Source organism: Nocardia speluncae NBRC 108251 (assembly GCF_001613245.1).
In the GTDB taxonomy this organism is placed as follows: domain Bacteria; phylum Actinomycetota; class Actinomycetes; order Mycobacteriales; family Mycobacteriaceae; genus Nocardia; species Nocardia speluncae.
Window position 1 is genome coordinate 106,002 of record NZ_BDBZ01000014.1, and the last position, 20,686, is coordinate 126,687.

The 20,686-nt window shown below is 68.2% G+C and carries 17 protein-coding genes and 1 riboswitch; of the genes, 12 read left to right on the top strand and 5 right to left on the bottom strand.

Features of this window, described 5'->3' with window-relative positions:
• Positions 1 to 146: 146 nt before the first annotated feature.
• Genes NS6_RS15840 through NS6_RS15855 form a run of 4 tightly spaced genes read left to right on the top strand, consistent with a single transcriptional unit; the run spans position 147 to position 3,078 of the window.
• Entirely contained in the window at positions 147 to 1,172 is a 1,026-nt protein-coding gene (locus NS6_RS15840; RefSeq protein ID WP_068042510.1) for a thiamine-phosphate kinase, read from the top strand.
• Positions 1,173 to 1,198: 26 nt separating this feature from the next.
• Positions 1,199 to 1,882 (top strand): uracil-DNA glycosylase, encoded by a 684-nt coding sequence (locus tag NS6_RS15845; protein ID WP_068042512.1) that lies wholly within the window; start codon positions 1,199 to 1,201, stop codon positions 1,880 to 1,882.
• A 35-nt stretch (positions 1,883 to 1,917) separates the two neighbouring features.
• Positions 1,918 to 2,157, top strand: a complete 240-nt coding sequence (locus NS6_RS15850; RefSeq protein WP_068042514.1) for a hypothetical protein — start codon at positions 1,918 to 1,920, stop codon at positions 2,155 to 2,157.
• Positions 2,158 to 2,208: 51 nt separating this feature from the next.
• A complete protein-coding gene (locus NS6_RS15855) occupies positions 2,209 to 3,078 on the top strand; it encodes an alpha/beta fold hydrolase (RefSeq protein WP_245669373.1) in 870 nt (289 codons plus the stop codon).
• A gap of 371 nt (positions 3,079 to 3,449) precedes the next feature.
• Here NS6_RS15855 and NS6_RS15860 read toward each other — a convergent pair whose 3' ends face one another.
• The 3 genes from NS6_RS15860 to rpmB all read right to left on the bottom strand — a co-directional run bounded on the left by NS6_RS15860 (position 3,450) and on the right by rpmB (position 5,116).
• A complete protein-coding gene (locus tag NS6_RS15860; RefSeq protein WP_068042516.1) occupies positions 3,450 to 4,235 on the bottom strand; it encodes an enoyl-CoA hydratase/isomerase family protein in 786 nt (261 codons plus the stop codon).
• Positions 4,232 to 4,840: a GNAT family N-acetyltransferase gene (locus NS6_RS15865; RefSeq protein ID WP_084471090.1), complete on the bottom strand. Its 609-nt coding sequence runs from the start codon at positions 4,838 to 4,840 to the stop codon at positions 4,232 to 4,234. The genes NS6_RS15860 and NS6_RS15865 overlap by 4 nt, the downstream gene beginning before the upstream one ends.
• 84 nt (positions 4,841 to 4,924) lie before the next feature.
• On the bottom strand, positions 4,925 to 5,116 hold the full coding sequence (gene rpmB / locus NS6_RS15870) for a 50S ribosomal protein L28 (protein ID WP_011210730.1): 192 nt from the start codon (positions 5,114 to 5,116) through the stop codon (positions 4,925 to 4,927).
• A gap of 372 nt (positions 5,117 to 5,488) precedes the next feature.
• Between rpmB and NS6_RS15875 the strand changes: the two genes are divergently transcribed.
• Positions 5,489 to 7,414 carry a DAK2 domain-containing protein gene (locus NS6_RS15875; RefSeq protein ID WP_371859342.1) on the top strand — a complete coding sequence of 642 codons (1,926 nt, stop codon included), beginning with the start codon at positions 5,489 to 5,491 and terminating at the stop codon, positions 7,412 to 7,414.
• A gap of 148 nt (positions 7,415 to 7,562) precedes the next feature.
• Entirely contained in the window at positions 7,563 to 9,839 is a 2,277-nt protein-coding gene (gene recG, locus NS6_RS15880) for an ATP-dependent DNA helicase RecG (protein WP_068042518.1), read from the top strand.
• 706 nt (positions 9,840 to 10,545) lie between these two features.
• Here recG and metE read toward each other — a convergent pair.
• Positions 10,546 to 12,825: a 5-methyltetrahydropteroyltriglutamate--homocysteine S-methyltransferase gene (gene metE / locus NS6_RS15885; protein WP_371859343.1), complete on the bottom strand. Its 2,280-nt coding sequence runs from the start codon at positions 12,823 to 12,825 to the stop codon at positions 10,546 to 10,548.
• A 139-nt stretch (positions 12,826 to 12,964) separates the two neighbouring features.
• Positions 12,965 to 13,146: riboswitch (cobalamin riboswitch) on the bottom strand.
• A gap of 594 nt (positions 13,147 to 13,740) precedes the next feature.
• Here metE and NS6_RS15895 point away from each other — a divergent pair.
• From NS6_RS15895 to coaD, 3 genes are read left to right on the top strand one after another with little or no spacing between them, the layout of a single operon-like run.
• Complete coding sequence (locus tag NS6_RS15895) at positions 13,741 to 17,139, top strand: pyruvate carboxylase (RefSeq protein WP_068042523.1); 3,399 nt, start codon at positions 13,741 to 13,743, stop codon at positions 17,137 to 17,139.
• Positions 17,136 to 17,729 (top strand): 16S rRNA (guanine(966)-N(2))-methyltransferase RsmD, encoded by a 594-nt coding sequence (gene rsmD / locus NS6_RS15900; protein ID WP_068042525.1) that lies wholly within the window; start codon positions 17,136 to 17,138, stop codon positions 17,727 to 17,729. The genes NS6_RS15895 and rsmD overlap by 4 nt, the downstream gene beginning before the upstream one ends.
• A gap of 3 nt (positions 17,730 to 17,732) precedes the next feature.
• Positions 17,733 to 18,218, top strand: a complete 486-nt coding sequence (coaD, locus tag NS6_RS15905; protein ID WP_068042527.1) for a pantetheine-phosphate adenylyltransferase — start codon at positions 17,733 to 17,735, stop codon at positions 18,216 to 18,218.
• On the opposite strand, the gene NS6_RS15910 is transcribed toward coaD, so the two are convergent.
• Positions 18,219 to 18,761 (bottom strand): GtrA family protein, encoded by a 543-nt coding sequence (locus NS6_RS15910; RefSeq protein WP_068042529.1) that lies wholly within the window; start codon positions 18,759 to 18,761, stop codon positions 18,219 to 18,221.
• 225 nt (positions 18,762 to 18,986) lie between these two features.
• Here NS6_RS15910 and NS6_RS15915 point away from each other — a divergent pair, with 225 nt between their 5' ends.
• The 3 genes from NS6_RS15915 (at position 18,987) to rpmF (ending at position 20,685) form a co-directional block, all read left to right on the top strand.
• The gene (locus NS6_RS15915) at positions 18,987 to 19,733 is read left to right on the top strand and encodes a DivIVA domain-containing protein (RefSeq protein WP_068042531.1); all 747 of its coding nucleotides are present in this window, start codon (positions 18,987 to 18,989) and stop codon (positions 19,731 to 19,733) included.
• 110 nt (positions 19,734 to 19,843) lie between these two features.
• Positions 19,844 to 20,500, top strand: coding sequence for a YceD family protein (locus NS6_RS15920; RefSeq protein WP_068042533.1), 657 nt, complete (start codon positions 19,844 to 19,846; stop codon positions 20,498 to 20,500).
• A 2-nt stretch (positions 20,501 to 20,502) separates the two neighbouring features.
• Positions 20,503 to 20,685, top strand: coding sequence for a 50S ribosomal protein L32 (gene rpmF / locus NS6_RS33940; RefSeq protein ID WP_081595648.1), 183 nt, complete (start codon positions 20,503 to 20,505; stop codon positions 20,683 to 20,685).
• Position 20,686 lies beyond the last annotated feature (1 nt).

Sequence of the window (20,686 nt, forward strand, 5' to 3'; positions counted from 1 at the left end):
GCACAGGGTACCGTCAGTGCGGAAAGCGCTGGACGACCGGCTGTCGGCCCGGCCCCGGCTCCGGTCCGCCGGACCCGAATCCGTTCGGCCGGGCCTCCTGGCCGGCGGAGTCAGCGAATCCACCGCCCGATCGGCAGTGGCGGCGAATGAGAAAGGTCCTGGCGATCAGCATCCCACCGACAGTGCGCGACCTGGGCGAATTCGCCCTGATCGACCGGATCAACGCGGGCCGGGCACAGGGCCCCGCAGTCCGGCTGGGCCCCGGTGACGATGCCGCGGTACTGACCGCGGCGCGCGGGAACTACGTGGTGAGCACGGATATGTTGATCGAGGACCGGCATTTCCGGTTGGACTGGTCGAACCCGGACGAGATCGGGCGTAAGGCGATCGCGCAGAACGCGGCCGATATCTACGCTATGGGCGCCGAACCCGTGGGTTACGTGATCGGCCTGGGGCTGCCCGGGGACACTCCGGTGGATTTCGTCAGCCGGCTCGCGGACGGATTCTGGGCCGAAGCGGAGCGGGCAGGGGGTTCTGTCGCAGGCGGGGATATCGTGCACAGCGCCCAATTGGTGATCTCGGTAACAGCCTTCGGGGATCCGCTGGGCGATCGGCCGGTCACCCGGTCCGGTGCACGGGTCGGCGGCACGGTGGCGATCGCGGGCCGGCCGGGATGGTCCGCGGCCGGTTTCGCACTGCTGTCACAGGCCCACCAGGGTGTCATGCGCCGACACGCGGATTCGACGGCCGCGGTGGTGGTGGCCGCGGCCGCGGCCCACCGTGCACCGCGCCCGGCCTATGACCTGGTTCGCGCGGCGATGGGCACCGCTACCCCGCCGGAAGCCCTCACCGATATCTCCGACGGGTTGCTCGCCGATCTCGGGCATCTGGCCGCCGCCTCAGGGGTCGCGGTGGCGGTGGACTCCGCCGCCTTGCGTGATCCGGACCTGCAGCTGTGCGCGGCGGAACTGGAAGCGGATGCGCGGCAATGGATTCTGACCGGCGGTGAGGATCACGTATTCGCCGGGGTATGGGCGCCGGGGGAGGCGCCGCCGCCCGGATGGACCCTCATCGGGCGTATCGAGGCCGGTCGAGGCGTCGCCGTGGATGGTGCGCTTTATCGGGGCGCGGGGGGTTGGGAGGCCTTCTCCGGCTCGGACTCGGCGAAATAGGACCACTCACGATAGGTTGTGCGGTCATGGGCACGAAACCACTCGCGGAAATCATCGATCCCGGCTGGGCGAAAGCATTGGACCCGGTGGCCGACCGGATCGCGGCGATGGGTGAATTCCTGCGTACCGAGAACGCTGCAGGGCGCGGATATCTACCTGTCGGGGAAAATGTGCTGCGCGCCTTCCAGCACCCCTTCGAAGATGTGCGAGTGCTGATCGTCGGCCAGGACCCCTATCCCACCCCGGGGCACCCCATGGGATTGAGCTTCTCGGTGGCGCCGGACGTTTCGCCGGTCCCGCGCAGCCTGGCCAATATCTTCGCCGAGTACAGCAAGGATCTCGGCCACCCCACACCCACGAACGGGGATCTGAGCCCGTGGTCCGATCAAGGTGTGCTGTTGCTGAACCGCGTGCTGACGGTTTCGCCGGGTACACCCGCCTCGCATCGCGGCAAGGGCTGGGAAGCGGTCACCGAACAGGCCATCCGTGCCCTGGTGGGCCGGAACGAACCGCTGGTGGCGGTCCTGTGGGGTCGCGATGCCGGCTCGTTGAAACCGGCGCTGACCCAGGCCGAGGTGCCTTGTATCGAATCTGCGCATCCGTCACCGCTGTCGGCGTCGCGAGGATTCTTCGGTTCGCGTCCGTTCTCCCGGGTCAACGAACTCCTGGACGGACTCGGCGCGGAACCGGTGGACTGGCGCCTGCCCTGACAAGGCGTCGAAGAAAAACAAGTGAGGAGCACACCATGAATATGCGCGGCATCACCGCCACGCTCGCGCTGGGCGCCGCCGCCCTGTCCGGCGCCGCCGGGGCGACGGCCGGAGCGGCCCCGCTGACCCTGCAACCGGCCCAGCCGGTCACCGAACCCGCACCGGTCGCCGAGGATTTCACCTCGTCCGGTTCGTCCACGATCTCCGCGTCGGTGAACGCCAAGGGCGCATGCCTGTTCCAGCGGACCCTCAGCGCCATGGACCTGGACTGCTGATTTTGTTCGTTCGTACGGCGTAACGCCGGCATATTTGCGATGCTGCGAATCGTGACTAATGCGAACAATCTGCTCGATCCCGTCCAGCTGCGTCTCCGTGGCGCGGGCGGGATCGAGCTCGTTGCGGACCGATACGGGCCGGCGGACGGCCCCACGGCGCTTTTCCTGCACGGCGGCGGGCAGACCCGGCACTCCTGGAAGCAGACGGGCGCGCAACTCGGCGCCGCAGGAATCCGTGCGGTCACACTGGACGCGCGCGGACACGGTGACAGCGAATGGGCACTGGATCGCGATTACCGCTATGCGGCCATGGTCGGCGATGTATTCGCGGTACTGGAGCAACTGGGCGGCGGCCCGGCGGTGCTGGTCGGTGCCAGTATGGGCGGGATCACCGGGCTGCTCTCCACCGCAGCTCCGGGCGGGGACGCGATCTCTGCGCTGGTCCTGGTCGATATCGTCACCCGGCCCGAACCCGAGGGAGTCGACCGGGTCGTCACCTTCCTCAACAAGAACCCCGAGGGTTTCGCCACGGTGGAGGAAGCCGCCGATGCGGTCGCCGAATATATGCCGCACCGGCCCCGGCCCAAATCCAGCGCGGGTCTGCTACGCAACCTCCGGCAGCGCGACGGGCGCTGGTACTGGCACTGGGACCCGGGCATTCTCGGTGACAAAGGTCACGACCCCGATGAGATGGCGCGCGACCTGGAAGGCGTAGCTCGGGCACTGACGATCCCGGTTCTCCTGGTACGTGGTCTGAAATCCGATGTCGTCAGCGCCGAAGGCGCCGCCGAATTCCAGGCGCTGGTACCGCATGCGGAAATCGCCGAAATCGGCAATGCCGCCCACACCGCCGCCGGTGACGACAACGACGCCTTCACCGAGGCGGTCACCGAATTCGTGCTCCGCGCCCGGCACATCTGATCGCCAGGATTCCGAATCCCGGCGCAGCCACCGCCGCCGGCGCATGCGCACCCTGCGTGACGGCACTGTGCTTTCGGCGCGTAGGGGCCCTCTGTCCGCGGTACTCGGGCCTGCGGAGCATTGTCTGCGCACGTGGACCGGCCGAGCAGTTCGAGGCCCGCACTGAACGTGGCATCGCTGCCGGTTGCGTCAGGTGTGGGAAGTGCGGCCGTTACGGATTGCGTCGGCCACCGCGACGTCGGTTGCGTCGGCTCGGTGCCGGGAGGACTTCGGGTGTTCCCCGGAAGTTGTGTCACGATCGGTAGGTGTAGCCGGTCCGCGACCGATGAGGTCGCGGACCGGATCGGTTCTGCGTGGTCGGGCGGTCCGGATCAGCTGAGACCGGAATAATCGGGGGCGCGTTTGGCCAGGAAGGCGTCCACGCCTTCGCGTCCGGTGGGGCTACCGGCGGCCTTGCCCATGGCGTCGCGCTCGGCGTCCAGCTGTTCGCTCAGGGTCGCGGTGGCGGAGCTGCTGAGCAGCGTACGAATCGAGGTGTAACTGGCGCGCGGACCGCGGGCCAGAGTGCGGGCGAGATCGCGGGCGGCGTCCTGGACGGCGTCGTCGCTGTCGGTGAGCCGCGCCAGGATACCGAGGCGGTGTGCTTCCGCGGCGTCCAGCGCGGTGTCGGTGAGCATGATCTCGCGGGCCTTCGCGAAGCCCACCAGCCGCGGTAGCGTCCACGACATACCGCCGTCCGGGCTCAATCCCACCCCCGGATACGCGGGGCGCAACCGGGTGCCCGGGCCACCGACCGCGATATCGGCCGCACATACCAGGCTCATACCGGCACCGGCCGCCCACCCGTGCACCGCCGCGACCACCGGAATCGGTGCGGCTTCCAGCGCGCGGACGAAAACGTGCAACGTATCGGCGAGCTGGTACAGGTGCGCGGAACGATCCTCGACAGCGGCGAAGCCCCGGACGTCACCGCCGGCACAGAAATTGGGACCGGAACCGGTGAGCAATACAGCGCCCACATCCTTGCCTGCCGCGGCCAAGGCGGCGGTGCCCGCGGTGACTCCCGTGAAGTCGAGGGAGGTTCCTCGGGCCGCGGTGGACAGGGTGATCTCCAGTACCCCGTCCTCGATCCGGATGTATTCGCTTTCGGTGCTCATGATCGGCACTCTACTGCCGGGCGCACCAACCTGATCTCGGTCGTGGTGGCGAACCGTTCGGCCCGGGCGGTGCCATCGGCCGAGAAACCGTACTTGCTGTAGAAGGCGCGGGCCCGCAGGTTCTGTTCGAAAACCCACAGCGAGCAGGACTTGTCCGGCTCCAGTACGGCGTCCAGCAAGGCCTGTGCGAGCCCGCTGCCGTACCACGGTGCCCGGACGTACAGCGCACCCAGTTCCCGCTCCGCAGCCGCGGGATATTCACTCGGCGGACCGTAGTGGACGAACCCGATGACCTCGGTTCCGGATTCCGCAACCGCGGTGGTTCCTGTGGGGGATCGAGCGATCCGTTCGACGGTGGCGGCGCGGCGATCCGGATCCAGGGCCGCCAGTACATGCTCGGGTACCAGTCCCTGATAAGCCTCGCGCCAGCAGGCGATATGGCAGACAGCCAGCGCATGGGCATGCCTCGGATCGAGGGGAACTATTCGCCACCGCGGTCCGGAACCCGCCTGCTCCGCACTGTTCGGATCGATGGGGACCCTCCGATCATCGGACGCCCGTACGAACTCGCCCCGGCTGCCATGAGGCAGCCGGGGCGAGACCATGTTCAGATTATGTGTACCGATGCGGCAGCGAGCAGCTTGCGCCGCGCAACCGCCGCAGCTCGGACCACAGGCGATCGACGCGACTCAGCCGCGGACGACCTTGCCCGCCTTCAGGCAGGAGGTGCACACGTTCATCCGGCGAGTGTTACCCGGGGCGACCTGTGCACGCACGGTCTGGATATTCGGGTTCCAGCGACGGTTGGTGCGCCGGTGCGAATGCGAGACCGACTTCCCGAAGCCGGGGCCCTTGGCGCAGACGTCGCAGACGGCAGCCATAGTCGCGAACTCCTTCATGTCTTCAGAGGGATCTGCCACCGGTACAGCGGCCGATCCGAGATCAATGTCTTCCTGCCTGCCGGGCATCCCCCGGAAGCGCAGACCGATCCGATCGCGCCAGGCAACCCCGCAAGAGTAGCCCGACCCGCAATGATCCACAAAACCGGGGGTGGACGCCGCCCGTGCGGCCGCGGCCTGCACACCCGGCAGCCGCCGGCCGGCGGGGCCCGTTGCTTCGAGGCTACGCCGGCGCTGCGACCCCATGGGTCGAGCCACTGTCGCTTTGTCCTGCCGGCGTGCACCGATTCGCGATGTCGGGCACCCCCGCTAACCTGGCGGGCGACGAACCCGACGACCAGGAACGAGGTGGCGGTGCCCGAAACTCGGCAGGTGAACTGTGCTCCGGAGAGTTTGTGCCCGGAGCTCGACGGCGCACCGGTTGCGAGTGAACGGGATGCGCGAATACCGGATTCCGGGGCTTTCGACGCCGGTCTGGGCGGTGCGGAATTCTTGCGGTGGGGTCGCGCCTGTGTTGCAGCCCTGGAGCGGGCGCGTGCGGAGATCGACGGGCTGAATGTGTTTCCGGTCCCGGACTCCGATACCGGGCGGAACCTGCTGGCGACCGTTCGCGCCGCAGTGCTGGCAGCGGAGGCCGCTGCCGGGGAGGTGGTGGGGGCTGCCGACGGTGCTGTCGGCGAGCAGGCGCGTATCGCTGCCTCGCGCGACGTCGACGGGCCGGCACAGCAGGTTCATCGTTACGCCGTGGCGATGGCACGGGGAGCGACCACGGGTGCGCGGGGGAATTCGGGAATCCTGCTCTCGCAGGTATTGCACGGGATCGCCGAGTCCACCGTGGACCAGGGGCTGACCGGTGAGACCTACCGGAACGGACTCGCGCGGGCGGCGGCGCTGGTCCGTGGCAGTTTGAGTGAGCCGGTGGAAGGAACCATTCTCACCGTGCTCGACCGGGCGAGCGAGGCGGCGCACGAATGCCCCCGGAGTGGCCTGGCCGAGGTTGCTCGCGCCGCCGCCGAGGGCGCGGCGCGAGCGCTGGAACAGACTCGTGATCAGTTGGCGGCGCTGCGCGCGGCCGGGGTGGTGGACGCGGGCGCGCGCGGGCTGCTGGTCTTGCTGGACACGATGGTCGCCGTGGTGACCGGGGACGCCCCCACTCGACGCGAATACCCACCGGCCGCCCATACGCTCCGTTCCGGCCGCGAGGAGGTCGCCCCGGAGCAAGCACGCTACGAGGTGATGTACGCAATCACCGAGGCCGGCGAGGGCCGCGCTGCCGAATTGCGTTCGCGGCTGGCGCAACTGGGAGATTCCGTGGTCGTGGCGGCCGACGGTGCCGGAGGATGGACGGCCCATGTCCACTGCGCGGACGCCGGTGCCGCTGTCGAAGCGGGATCGGCCACGGGCACCCTCCGGGATATCCGGATCGAATACCTTGCCGAGCCGCGGGCCCCTGCCGATCCTGCCGTCGCGGAACGGGCGGGTCGGGTCACTGCCGGTTTTGTGAGCCGATGTGCGGCCGGGGGCATGAACCTCGCCGTCGACTCGGTGCGACGCTCTGCGTCCGAGCCCACAACGGTCGCGGACGATCGCGATGTGCCGATGTATGCGGCCGAGCCGGGCGTGGTCGATCGCGGTGTCCTGGCGGTGGCGGCCGGGGCGGGCGCGACCGGTCTGTTCGAGGAGGCCGGTGCGGTAGTGCTCGATGCGGAGCCGGCGCCGGAATCCGCGGCGCTGCTCGCGGCGATCCGCACGATGCCGCACAGAGAGGTACTGGTGCTGCCGAATGGGGCGTTGCCGGCCCACGAACTGGTCGCAATCGGGGTCGCGGCCCGCGACGCGCACCGCGATGTCCTGCTGCTGCCCAGCGCCAGCATGGTGCAAGGGCTGGCGGCGATGGCGGTACACGACCGGGCACGGATAGCCGTCGACGATGCCTTCGCCATGTCCGAAGCCGCCGCGGGCACCCGTTGGGGTGCACTGCGCCGGGCCGGGGAACGCGCACTGACCATGGTCGGAACCTGCGCGCCCGGCGACGGACTGGGGCTGGTCGGCCACGATGTAGTGGTGATCGACCGGGATACCCATGCCGCGGGACGCACACTGCTGGACCGGATGCTGGGACTGGGCGGTGAACTGGTGACCCTGCTGGTCGGCGCCGGAGCCCCGGACGGGCTGGCCACCGACCTTGCGCGGCATATCGGAACCGTATTCCCCGGTGTAGAGGTCTCGGTGTATTCCGGGGGGCAGCGCGGGGATCTGATACAGATCGGTGTGGAATGAACGGGCGCCCACCCCTGGCCGGTGGCGGCCGGAGGATCACCAGCGCGGCGTCGAGCGGGGTGACGCGGCCGGATCGGCTCCTGAACGTGGCTGCGGGCTGCGCGAGCCGAGCCGGGACGGAGTGGAGGGCGGCAGTGAGCGGAGTGAAATGGCTACTTTGAGCGATCGGCTCGACCACGTGCTGGGGGCGAAAGCCGCCGGGTCGCTGTCGGATGCGTTCGATATGCGCACCGTGGAGGATCTGCTGCGGCACTACCCCCTGCGGTATGCCACTCAGGGCCAGCCGCTCACCGAGGAAGCGCCCGAGGACGGCGCGCACATCACGGTGATCGGGCGGATCACCAAGGCCGAACTGCGGCCGATGCGGCAGCGGCGCGGCTCGCTGTTGAAGGTGGTCCTCGATACCGGTTCCGGTCGCGGGGTCGATGTCACCTTCTTCAACGGCGACAAAGTGAAATACGCGGTGCGCGAGGGAGCTCGGGCGATGATGTCGGGCACCGTGAATTACTGGCGGCCCGGCCAATGGAACCTCAACCACCCCGGCTATCTGATCCTGCCGGAATCCGACGGTGACGAGCCGACGCTGACCACCGTGCGCGGCGGCGGGGAGTTGCGCGGGATCGCGCAGAGCGCGAAGGGTGCGGGCGGGGTGGATATGTCGTTCTTCGAGCGCGAATTCATCCCGGTCTACCCGGCCACCGCGAAGGTGCAGAGCTGGGAGATCCTGGCCTGTGTCCGGCAGGTGCTGGACCAGCTCGACCCGGTCGAGGATCCGTTGCCGGCCGATGTTCGCGACGAGCGGGCGCTGATGCCGGTGAGCGATGCGCTGAAGCTGATCCATCTGCCGGAACAGCAGGCCGATATCGAGCGGGCCCGGGAACGGCTGCGATTCGACGAGGCGCTGGCATTGCAGCTGGTACTCGCCGAACGGCGGCACGAGGTGGCCGGCCGGACGGCTCGCGCCTGCCCACCGCGGCCGGATGGTATCGCCGCGGCCTTCGACGAGCGGTTACCGTTCGAACTGACCGAGGGGCAGCGGCAGGTGATCACGGAGATCTCCACCGACCTTTCCCGTGAGCAGCCGATGCACCGGCTGCTACAAGGTGAGGTGGGGTCGGGCAAGACCATCGTCGCCCTGCACGCGATGCTGCAGGTCGTCGACGCGGGTCAGCAATGCGCGTTGCTCGCGCCCACCGAGGTTCTCGCCGCCCAGCACTATCGGTCGCTGTGCGCGATGCTGGGCGATCTCGGGCAGGCCGGTGAACTCGGTGCAGCCGAGGCGGCGACGCGGATCACGCTCGTCACCGGATCGATGTCGACGGCCACCAAACGGGCGGCGTTGCTCGAAGCGGTTACCGGCGAGGCCGGGATCATCATCGGCACGCATGCCCTGATCCAGGATTCGGTGGAGTTCTTCGATCTGGGCATGGTGGTGGTCGACGAACAGCATCGTTTCGGGGTGGAGCAACGGGATGCGTTGCGCGCCAAGGCGAAAAACGGCATCTCGCCGCACCTGCTGGTGATGACCGCAACCCCGATTCCGCGCACGATCGCCATGACCACTCTCGGAGATCTGGAGACTTCCACCCTCACTCAGCTGCCACGCGGCCGCTCCCCGATCGCCTCGAAAGTGGTGCCGCGCCGTGTACACCCCAACTGGGTGGATCGGGCCTGGGAGCGCATCACCGAGGAGGTGGCGGCCGGTAGGCAGGCGTATGTCGTGTGCTCGCGCATCGGCGACGACGAGGACGGCGGCGGTTCCCGCGGGAAGAGCGGAAAAGGACGTGCCGCGGATTCCGGGAAGGAACCGCCGACTACCCAGTCCGTGCTGGACGTCTTCGATCGGCTGCGCACCGGGCCGTTGGCGCACCTGCGGATCGGATTGTTGCACGGACGGCTGCCGTCCGATGAAAAAGACCAGGTGATGCGTGATTTCAATGCCGGCGATATCGATGTACTGGTCTGTACGACCGTCGTCGAGGTCGGGGTGGATGTGCCGAACGCGACGGTGATGGTGATCATGGACGCCGACCGGTTCGGGGTGAGCCAGCTGCACCAGTTGCGTGGCCGGATCGGTCGTGGCCGACACCCCGGGCTGTGCCTGCTGATCACCGACGCGGCACCCGGTGGGCCCGCAATGACCAGGCTGGAAGCAGTGGCCGCGACCACCGATGGTTTCGAGCTCTCGGTGCTCGACCTGCGGCAGCGCCGCGAGGGCGATGTGCTGGGCTCCGCGCAGTCCGGAACCGCGCGCTCGCTGCGCCTGCTGTCGCTGCTCGACGACCTGGAGGTCATCACCACCGCCCAGGAACTCGCGCGGGCCTTGGTCGCCGACGATCCCGGCCTCACCCGGCACCCGGGTCTGGCGGCGATGATGCACGCCGCCGTCGATACGGAACGGCTGGAGTACCTGGCGAAGTCCTGAGCGTGTGGGGGCGGTGACCGGGGCAGGATTGTCGCCGATGGCCACCGCAGATCGGTAGCGGGTAGATCTTGTGCGCCACCTGCGGTCCATCGGATCCGCACGCGTGCAACACATCTGGAGGGCAGGTCGAACAGTCCTGCCTGTGCCGGTCTTGAAATTGCCACGTTGCGCAGCCTGGTCTGGCTTCGGTGTATCGAAGCTGATGCGGTAGGCCCTGGGCGCGGGAGTGCCGGGTAGGTGGTGAAATTTGTTGTGGCAAGAGGGAACCGGCGTGTGTCCGGCCGCGTCAAATTTGGCACAGAGCAACGGCGAGGGAAAGGGTTGGGCGGTATGAGACCAGAGCAAGGGTGCCGTGCGGTCCGGCGGCGGTCGCCGGTTCCGCAGCGTGGGGTTCGTCCGGTGTTGCGGATTACGCGGCATTGCCCGGAATGTGCTACGACCGAGCGGATGAAGCGTCGCCAGTCCGGGGCGGGGGAGCTGGAGGGCTGACCCGGCCGGACCGAATACCCTGGCCGGTGGCCCGGCCCGGTGCAAGCCCGGTGGTGATCAGCGCACAGTACGGCCGGCTCGGCGACCGTACTGTGCGACGACGCCCCTCCTGGGTGATTCCCGTGGGTGGCGGCCCGGAGGACGTTGACCGTGCCGGCCGCCGCTGCCGCCCGGGGCGACTACCTTTCGGGCGCTGCCCGGGCCCGGCGGCGTCCGGTCAGCGCACCCGCTGCGCGGCGGCAACCATATTGCGTAGTGACGCTTCGACCTCGGCGGTGCCGCGGGTCTTCAGCCCACAATCCGGATTCACCCAGAGACGTTCGGCAGGAACGGCTTTCAGTGCTGCTTGGAGTGCGCTGGTGAGCTCCTCGGTGCTCGGCACCCGGGGCGAATGGATATCGTAGATACCGGGGCCTACCCCCGCAGCGAAGCCGGCGGCGTTCAGATCGTCGAGAACCTCCATATGCGAGCGTGCTGCCTCGATCGAGGTCACATCCGCGTCCAGGCCGGCGATCGCATCGATCACCTCACCGAATTCCGAGTAGCACAGATGGGTGTGGATCTGGATCGAATCGGCGACCCCGGAGGTCGCCAACCGGAACGCGCCCACCGACCATTCCAGGTAGTCCTGCTGGTCGGCCGTGCGCAGCGGCAGCAGTTCGCGCAATGCCGGTTCGTCCACCTGGATGATTCGGATGCCTGCGTTCTGCAGGTCGAGGGTTTCGTCCCGGATGGCCAGCGCCACCTGGCGGGCGGATTCCCCGAGTGGCTGATCGTCACGGACGAATGACCAGGCCAGGATGGTGACGGGTCCGGTGAGCATGCCCTTCACCGGTTTGCCGGTGAGCGATTGGGCGTACCCGATCCAGTCGACCGTCATGGGTGCGGGCCGGGAGACGTCGCCGAACAGGATCGGCGGACGTACGCAACGGGTGCCGTAGGACTGGACCCAGCCCAGTTCGGTGGCCGCGAAACCGTCGAGCCGTTCGGCGAAGTACTGCACCATATCGTTGCGTTCGGGTTCGCCGTGGACCAGCACGTCGAGGCCCAGCTGCTCCTGTAGCGCGATGACCTCGGCGATCTCCGCCCGCATCCGGCGCTCGTATTCGGCCCGGTCGATCTCGCCCTTGCGGAGCTCCGCCCGGGCCAGCCGGATCGCGGTGGTCTGCGGATAGGAGCCGATCGTGGTGGTTGGTAGGGGCGGCAGCTGCAGCCGGTCCTGTTGCAGGGTCCGTCGCTGCGCCGCGGGGCCACGTTCGGTGGCGTCCGGGCCCAGCGCGGCCAGGCGGGCCCGAACTCGGGAGTCGGCGATCCGCGGATCGGCCCGGCGGTTCGCGATCGCGGCGCGGGCCTGTGCGAGCTCTCCCGCGACGGCCTCGGTTCCGGTGTTCAGGCCCTCGGCCAGCACCCGGACTTCGGCGACCTTCTCGGCGCCGAAGGCGAGCCAGGAGCGCAGAGCTTCGTCGAGGTGTGTTTCCGCGGCAAGGGTGTAGGGCACGTGCAGCAGGGAGCAGGAGGTCGAGACCGCGACCGATTTCGCGCTGCCGAGCAGTGTGGCCAGGGTGGACAGGGCATGGTCCAGGTCGGTGCGCCAGACATTACGCCCGTCGACGACACCGGCGACCAGCGTCTTACCTGCCGACGCCGGGACGGCCGCCACATCGTCGACCGTCCCTCCGGCGACCAGATCGATTGCGAGTCCTTCCACATCGGTTCCAGCGAGGGCTCCCAGCGCGGGACCGGGGCTGCCGAAGTATGTGGCGACCAGGACTGCCGGTCGATCGGCCGGTTCCGTCAGCTCGGTGTAGACCTGCCCGACCACCGCGAGTTCCTCCGTGGTGAGGTCGGTGACCAGCGCGGGTTCGTCGAGCTGGACCCAGCTCGCGCCCGCCGCGGCGAGCAGCCCGAGCAGGTCCTGGTAGAGCGGGATCAGCTCACCGATGCGTTCCAGCGCGGCGGTGCCCGCGGACTTCGAGAGTTTCAGGAAGGTGATCGGGCCGATGACGACCGGACGCGCCGGAACACCGAGTTCGAGCGCCTCGCGCAATTGCGCCAGCAATTCGCCGGGATGCAGCGCGAAGGAAGTCTGCGGATCGATCTCGGGGACCAGGTAGTGATAGTTGGTGTCGAACCATTTGGTCATCTCCAGCGGTTCCACCGAATCCGTACCGCGGGCAGCGGCGAAATAGCGGTCCAGCGGGTCGGCGATATCGGCGACCCGGGGCGGCAGGGCACCCAGCAGTGCGGCCGTATCGAGCATCTGGTCGTAGTAGGAGAAGGTGCCGACGGGAATCGAATCCAGGCCGGCGGCCTGGAGCTCGGCGTACTGATCGCGGCGCAGGGACCGCCCGGTCTCGTGCAGACGGCCGGCATCGATACGGCCGGCCCAATAGGATTCGGTCGCGCGTTTGAGCTCGCGGCGCGGCCCCACCCGGGGCAGGCCGAGAACTGTTGCGGTGAACGGATTGTGCGAAATAGCAGTCACGGTGTTCTCCAGTGCTGACGTTCGACCGGCCATCGCCTTACGCGGGTGCACGGACACCACTGAGAACCCGGACCGCCTCGCGTGACGGTGAGGTGCTTCAGCACTGGTGGACCGCGGCGCCCAATCCTCGAGGCGGTGGCCACCGGATACGGCGTACCCGGTACAACCGGCAGGTCTTCGGACTCGCGGGCTCCGGCCGGTCGGCCGACCTACTGGCTGTCGCTTCCCAGGCCGGCGCCCAGTGCTTATGACAGCGTTCGTTCTCGCTCACCGCTGCGGGACAGTTCCGGATTTCCACCGGATTCCCTCTCACCCGCTCGTTGCGGGTTTCGACGCCGGGGCGATCGTCCGGGGCTCCGGGTCGACCGGCCGGCGAACCAGCTGCGTCATCCACCATAACCCGGCCGGCGTGCCGAGCCGACACGACCGCCCGCCCCGTGCCGCTGGTGCGGATCGCGTCGCCGAACTGTGCCGCATCGCATCGAGCGCTGCCGGTACCGCGATCCCGCCTATCGGGCCACCGCCACCGACATGATCGGCTGCCCGACATAGCGGCCGCACGGCCGGCCGTGCAATCGCGCCGACAAGCAGAGTGCGACCGACGAGCGCAGTGTGACAGTTACGGGGCGCAGCGTGACCGTGTGCGGTGTGGCCGGGCCGCGCAGCGGAATGTGAGTGTGCTGCGGGGTCCGTGCGACCGTGCTGCCGAGCGCAGCCCGACCGCATTGCCCCGGCCCGGTGTGGCCGTGCTGCGAAGATTGCCGGGAGTTGGCCCGCTCCGGGTGGCCGCACGATCGCCCGTGGTCGCCGGTGAGATGTGACGGCAGGGTGACCAAGGTTTCGCAACCGTGCAATGCCCGGTTGTGAAGTTTCTGCGAAGTGGACTTCGGTGTCGATCCTGGATGTGGCGCCGGGTACGTTGGGTCAATGTTCTCGAAAGTCTTGGTTGCCAACCGCGGCGAGATCGCCATCCGAGCCTTCCGTGCGGCGTACGAGCTCGGTATCGGAACGGTTGCCGTCTTCCCGCATGAGGATCGCAATTCGGTCCACCGCCTGAAGGCGGACGAGGCATACGAGATCGGTGAGGAAGGTCATCCCGTCCGGGCCTATCTCTCGGTCGAGGCGATCATCGAGGCGGCCAAGACCGCCGGCGCCGACGCGATCTATCCGGGATACGGGTTCCTGTCCGAGAATCCGGATCTGGCTGCCGCCTGTGCACAGGAGGGAATCACCTTCATCGGGCCGTCGGCCGAGGTCCTGGAACTCGCCGGTAACAAGGCGCGTGCGATCGCGGCGGCGAAGGCGGCCGGGCTGCCGGTCCTGAATTCCAGCGCACCTTCCGCGGACGTCGGTGAACTGCTCGCGGCGGCCGAATCCATGGAGTTCCCGGTGTTCGTGAAGGCGGTCGCCGGTGGCGGTGGCCGCGGTATGCGCCGGGTGCAGGCGCGCGAACAGCTACGGGAGGCGATCGAGGCGGCCTCGCGGGAAGCCGAATCGGCGTTCGGCGATGCCACGGTCTTCCTGGAACAGGCGGTGGTCAACCCGCGCCATATCGAGGTGCAGATCCTGGCCGATACCCACGGCAATGTGATGCACCTGTTCGAGCGGGACTGTTCGCTGCAACGGCGGCACCAGAAGGTGATCGAGCTGGCGCCCGCCCCGAACCTGGATCCCGCACTGCGGGACCGGATCTGCGCCGACGCGGTGGCGTTCGCCCGGCAGATCGGTTACAGCTGCGCGGGAACCGTCGAATTCCTGCTCGACGAGCGCGGGAACCATGTCTTCATCGAGATGAATCCCCGTATCCAGGTCGAGCACACGGTGACCGAGGAGATCACCGATGTCGATCTGGTGCAGTCGCAGCTGCGGATCGCAGCAGGGGAGAGCCTGGACGATCTGGGCTTGAGCCAGGACAAGGTGACCATTCGTGGCGCCGCGCTGCAGTGCCGGATCACCACCGAGGACCCGGCCAACGGGTTCCGCCCCGATACCGGCCGGATCACCGCTTACCGCACGCCCGGCGGCGCCGGTATCCGGCTCGACGGCGGCGCGAACCTCGGCGCCGAGATCGGTGCCTACTTCGATTCGATGCTGGTGAAGCTCACCTGCCGGGGCCGGGATTTCCCGGCGGCGGTGGCACGGGCGCGCCGGGCGCTGATGGAGTTCCGGATCCGCGGTGTCACCACGAATATCCAGTTCCTGCTGGCAGTGCTCGACGACCCCGATTTCCGAGCCGGGCGGGTTACCACCTCGTTCATCGACGAGCGCCCCCAGCTGCTGTCCTTGCGCGAACCGGCCGACCGCGGCACCAAGATCCTGAACTATCTGGCCGACGTCACCGTCAACAAACCGCACGGGGCGCGGCCGACAGCGGTGTACCCGCACGACAAACTGCCGGCGATCGACCTGTCGGTGCCGCCGCCGGACGGTTCCCGGCAGAAGCTGCTGACCCTGGGCCCGGAAGGGTTCGCGCGGGCCCTGCGCGAACAGAAAGCCGTGGGGGTCACCGACACCACGTTCCGGGACGCCCACCAGTCGCTGCTGGCGACCCGGGTGCGCACCAACGGCCTGCTCGATGTCGCCGGGCACGTCGCCCGGCTCACCCCTGAGCTGCTCTCGGTCGAATGCTGGGGCGGCGCGACCTACGATGTGGCGCTGCGGTTCCTGTACGAGGATCCGTGGGAGCGGCTGGCCGCACTGCGTGAGGCGATGCCGAATATCTGCTTGCAGATGCTGCTGCGCGGCCGCAACACCGTCGGCTACACCCCGTATCCGGAACGGGTGACCAGGGCGTTCGTCGCCGAGGCCACCGAAACCGGGATCGATATCTTCCGGATCTTCGACGCGCTCAACAATGTCGACCAGATGCGTCCGGCGATCGACGCGGTCCGCGAAACGCGTACGGCGGTGGCCGAGGTGGCGTTGAGCTACACGGGGGATCTCGCCGATCCCGACGAGAAGCTCTACACGCTGGACTACTACCTGAAATTGGCCGAGCAGATCGTCGATGCCGGCGCGCATGTGCTCGCGATCAAAGATATGGCCGGTCTGCTGCGGGCCCCGGCGGCGGCGAAACTGGTGACGGCGCTGCGCAGCAATTTCGATCTGCCCGTCCATGTGCACACCCATGACACCCCGGGCGGTCAGCTCGCGACCTATCTGGCGGCGTGGCAGGCCGGGGCCGACGCGGTGGACGGTGCGTCCGCGGCGATGGCCGGCACCACCAGCCAGCCCGCGCTTTCTGCGATCGTCGCGGCCGCCGCGCACAGCGAGCACGACACCGGCCTGAATCTGGGCAATGTCTGCGATCTGGAGCCCTACTGGGAGGCGCTGCGCAAGGTGTATGCGCCGTTCGAGTCCGGGCTGCCCGCTCCGACTGGACGTGTCTACACCCATGAGATCCCCGGCGGCCAGCTGTCCAATCTGCGCCAGCAGGCCATCGCACTGGGCTTGGGCGACCGCTTCGAGGAAGTGGAGGCGAAATACGCCGCGGCCGACCGGCTGTTGGGCCGGTTGATCAAGGTGACCCCGTCGTCGAAGGTGGTCGGCGATCTCGCGTTGTCGCTGGTCGGCTCCGGTATCGAGATCGAGGACTTCGCCGCCGATCCGGGTCGCTACGACATCCCCGATTCGGTGATCGGTTTCCTGCGCGGCGAACTCGGTACTCCCGCCGGTGGCTGGCCCGAACCGTTCCGGGAGAAGGCGCTCGCCGGGCGCAGCGCCGCCAAACCGGAGACGCCGTTGACGGCCGCGGACGAGGCCGGGTTGGCGGGCACTTCCCAGGAGCGCCGCGCGACCCTCAACCGGCTGCTGTTCCCGGCGCCCACCGCCGAATTCCTCGCCCACCGTGAGAAGTACGGCGATACCACCGGGCTGTCGGCGAATCAGTTCTTCTACGGTCTACGGCACGGCGAGGAGCACCGCGTCCAGCTGGAGAAGGGCGTCATCCTGCTGATCGGGCTGGAAGCCATTGCCGAACCGGACGAACGCGGTATGCGCACGGTGATGTGCATTCTCAACGGGCAGCTGCGCCCGGTCTCGGTGCGGGATCGCTCCATTGCCAGTGAGATCCCGGCTGCGGAGAAGGCCGATAAGAACAATCCGCACCATATCGCCGCGCCCTTCGCCGGTGTCGTCACCCTGACCGTCGCCGAGGGTGATCGAGTCGCCGCCGGCGATACGATCGCGACTATCGAGGCCATGAAGATGGAGGCGGCCATCACCGCGCCGCGCGGGGGAGTGGTGGGCCGGGTTGCCATCACCCAGGTGCAGCAGGTCGAGGGCGGTGACCTGCTGATCGAACTGGGCGGACGCGAATCCGAATGACCCGGATCGTCGCCGGAACGGCCGGCGGGCGGCGCCTGCGGGTACCGCCCGCCGGGACCCGGCCCACCTCGGACCGGGTGCGGGAGGCGCTGTTCTCCTCGATCGAGGCCCGGATGGATCTGGACGGCGTCCGCGTACTCGATCTGTACGCGGGGTCGGGTGCGCTGGGGCTCGAGGCGTTGTCCCGTGGCGCCGGGGCCGCGTTGCTGGTCGAATCGGATCGGCGGGCGGCGGCGGTGCTGCGCGGCAATATCTCGGATCTTGGGCTGAGGGCCGCGCAGGTGCGGGTCGGTGCGGTGGCGCAGGTGCTGGCGCAGGCCGGTTCGGGCGATTTCGACCTGGTCTTCGCCGATCCGCCCTACGATCTGCCTACCGCGGCCGTCGAGAGGGATATCGGCGCGCTGGCCGCCTACGGCTGGCTGGCCGAGGATGCGCTGATGCTCGTCGAACGATCCGCCCGTTCGGCGGAGATTGCGTGGCCGGCGGGGTTCGCCGGGCGTGCGCCGAAACGCTACGGGGAAACCCGGATCGAGTCCGCCGTATACGTCGGCGCCGGCGCGGTGGATTCCGCTGCACCTGCTAGCGTCTGAGTCATGGCAGGAGCATTGTGCCCGGGCTCGTTCGATCCGGTGACCAACGGCCACCTCGATGTATTCCGCCGGGTGGCGGCCCAGTTCGACGAGGTCGTCGTCACGGTGAATGTGAACAAGAAGAAACAAGGCATGTTCAGCATCGAAGAGCGCATGGAGATGTTGCGCGATGCCACCGCCGATCTGCCGAATGTGCGGGTCGCGTCCTGGGCCGGCCTGACCGTCGACTTCGCCCGGGAGCAGGGGATCTCCGCGATCGTCAAGGGTCTGCGCGATGCCGGGGATTTCGGCTACGAACTGCAGATGGCGCAGATGAACAAGAAGCTCGCCGGGGTGGACACCTTCTTCATTGCCACCAACCCGGCGTTCAGCTATCTGTCCAGCTCACTGGTCAAGGAAGTGGCGGCGTTCGGCGGCGATGTCAGCGATATGCTGCCGCCGCTGGTGCACAAGCGTCTACTGGACCGGCTCGCCGAGCGCGCCGGCTGATCACTCACGGGCGGCGCTCACTTCCCGGGCCCGCCGCAGCGGCCGGAACACCAGGCCGCGCAGCGCCAGGAAGCGTAGCCCGCCCACGGCGGCGCTGATCGCCAGCACGCCTGCGGCCTGCACCGGTTGGGCCATCGTGGGGGCGAGAACTTCCAGTGCGGCGAGGGCCGCCGTACTGATTCCCAGGCCGAGCAGCGCCAGGCCGCCGCCCTCCCACTGCGCGGTGAACCAGCCCACCCGCTCGGCCGCGTGGAAGGTGAGGCGGCGGTGCAGTTCGTTGGCCAGGACCGTGCTCACCACCGAACCTGCGACATTGGCCAGCAGGGTGCCTGCGCCGGCCAGGCTGAGGAAGAGCAGGACGTAGGAGATATTGCTCAGGCCGCCCACCAGTGCGAACCGGATCAACTGTGGAAATGCCCGGTCGCCGCGCAGATACCGGAGCAGGCGCTGCTGCCAGGCCACCGGGTCGATGTGTTCCGGCCAATCGATATCCAGATCCCCGGCGGACACTGCCCTGGAGGAGGGCAGTTGCAGGATGGTCATGGGCGGTTCCGATCGGGCAAGGGTCAGGCGGTCGATCGCGGTGCGATACGACTCCTACGAATTTAACATCAAGCGGAGAAGTCGTCTCCAGTTGATCCCCCGGAAGTCTGTGGATATCCGCCGGAAGTAGCGACACACCGAAAGTTGGCTCGGCTCAGCCGACGGGCCGGGGCACACTGGGAACGGCGTGATATTTCGCCGATCGTCAGCAGGAGGGCACTGAGCATGTACCGGGTATTCGAGGCGCTCGACGAACTGGTCGCCATAGTCGAGGAGGCACGCGGGATACCCGCGACGCGTAACTGCATCGTCCCGCGTCCGGAAACGCTCGATCTGCTCGACGATGTGCGTGACGCACTGCCGGCCGAGATCGACGATGCCCAGGATGTGCTCGACCATCGTGACAAGATCGTCGACGACGCCCGCGGTCTGGCCGAGGAAACTGTCCGTACCGCCGACGAACAGGCCACCACCGCCGTGGCCGACGCCCGCGCCGAAGCCGACAGGATCCTCGCCGAGGCGAAGGCGCATGCCGACCGCATGGTCGCCGAGGCCACCGCGCATGCCGACCGGATGGTCGATACCGCCACGAACGAAGCACAGCGCCTGGTCGCCGACGCCAAGGCCGAATACGAATCGGTCACCGGCCGGGCCCGCGCCGAAGCCGACCGGATGGGCGAAGCCGGCCGGGCCTCCTACGACCGGTCGGTGGCCGACGGTCAGGCCGAACAGCGGCGCCTGGTGGAGGAGACCGAGGTCGTGCGGTCCGCGCACGCGGAATCGGCCCGGTTGATCGATACCGCGCAGGCCGACGCCGACCGGATGCGGGCCGACTGCGACCACTACGTCGACAGCAAGCTCGCCGAATTCGAAGAGACCCTCGGCGGCGCCCTGCGCACCGTGGGCCGCGGTCGTCAGCAGTTGCGCAACGGATCGGGAGTGCCGGACTATGCGGGGGAGTTCCGCCGCTAGCCACCGGACAATTTTGCAGGTAACCGCCCGTTTCGCGTACTGTGGTGTGGTTGCTCGCCGAATCCGGCCCATACCCTGATACCCCGAACGACCCAGTGGAGTGTTCTTCGATGCCTGCCGATACAACCGCGCGCTCGCGTTCCGGTGCACGCCGTGCGCACGACGCGGGTTTCGTGCTGGATATCCGCAGTCTCGGTCGCGCCCCGGGATCCATGCGCAAACTGCGGCGAACCGTCACCACCTCCGAACAGCTCGGCCTGGACCTGATCGCCGTACCGGCCGGTTCCGAGGTCGAGCTGGATCTGCGCTTGCAGTCGGTTTCGGAGGGAGTGCTCGTCACCGGAACCGTCACCGCGCCGGTGGCCGGTGAATGCTCGCGCTGCCTGGAACAGTTCACCGATTCGGTCGACGTCTCGCTGACCGAACTGTTCGCCTACCCGGACAGCGCCACGGATAAGACCGCGTCCGACGACGAGATCTACCGGATGGACGACGACCTCATCGACCTCGAACCCCTGGTCGTCGACCAGCTCGGCATCGAATTGCCGCTGCAGCCGCTGTGCACGCCCGACTGCGCCGGGCTGTGCCCGGAATGCGGGGTTCGGATGGCGATTGCAGGATCCGATCATGGGCATGAGATACTGGATCCCCGCTGGGCCGGGCTGGCGAAATTCGCCTCCGGATCGCCTGGCAGCGGCAGCCCCGAGGGTGCGGCCACCGGAGATCATTCCGTAGACATTGCACGTAACAGCACAGAGGAGAAGTAGTCGTGGCCGTTCCCAAGCGCCGGATGTCCCGTTCCAATACCCGGTCTCGGCGCAGCCAGTGGAAGGCCGTCGCGCCTACGCTGATCACCTGCCCGAACCGGGCCTGCGGTCAGAAGACCCCGCCGCATATCGCGTGCCCCTCCTGCGGTACCTACAAGGGCCGCCAGGTCGCCCCGGCCGTCTGAT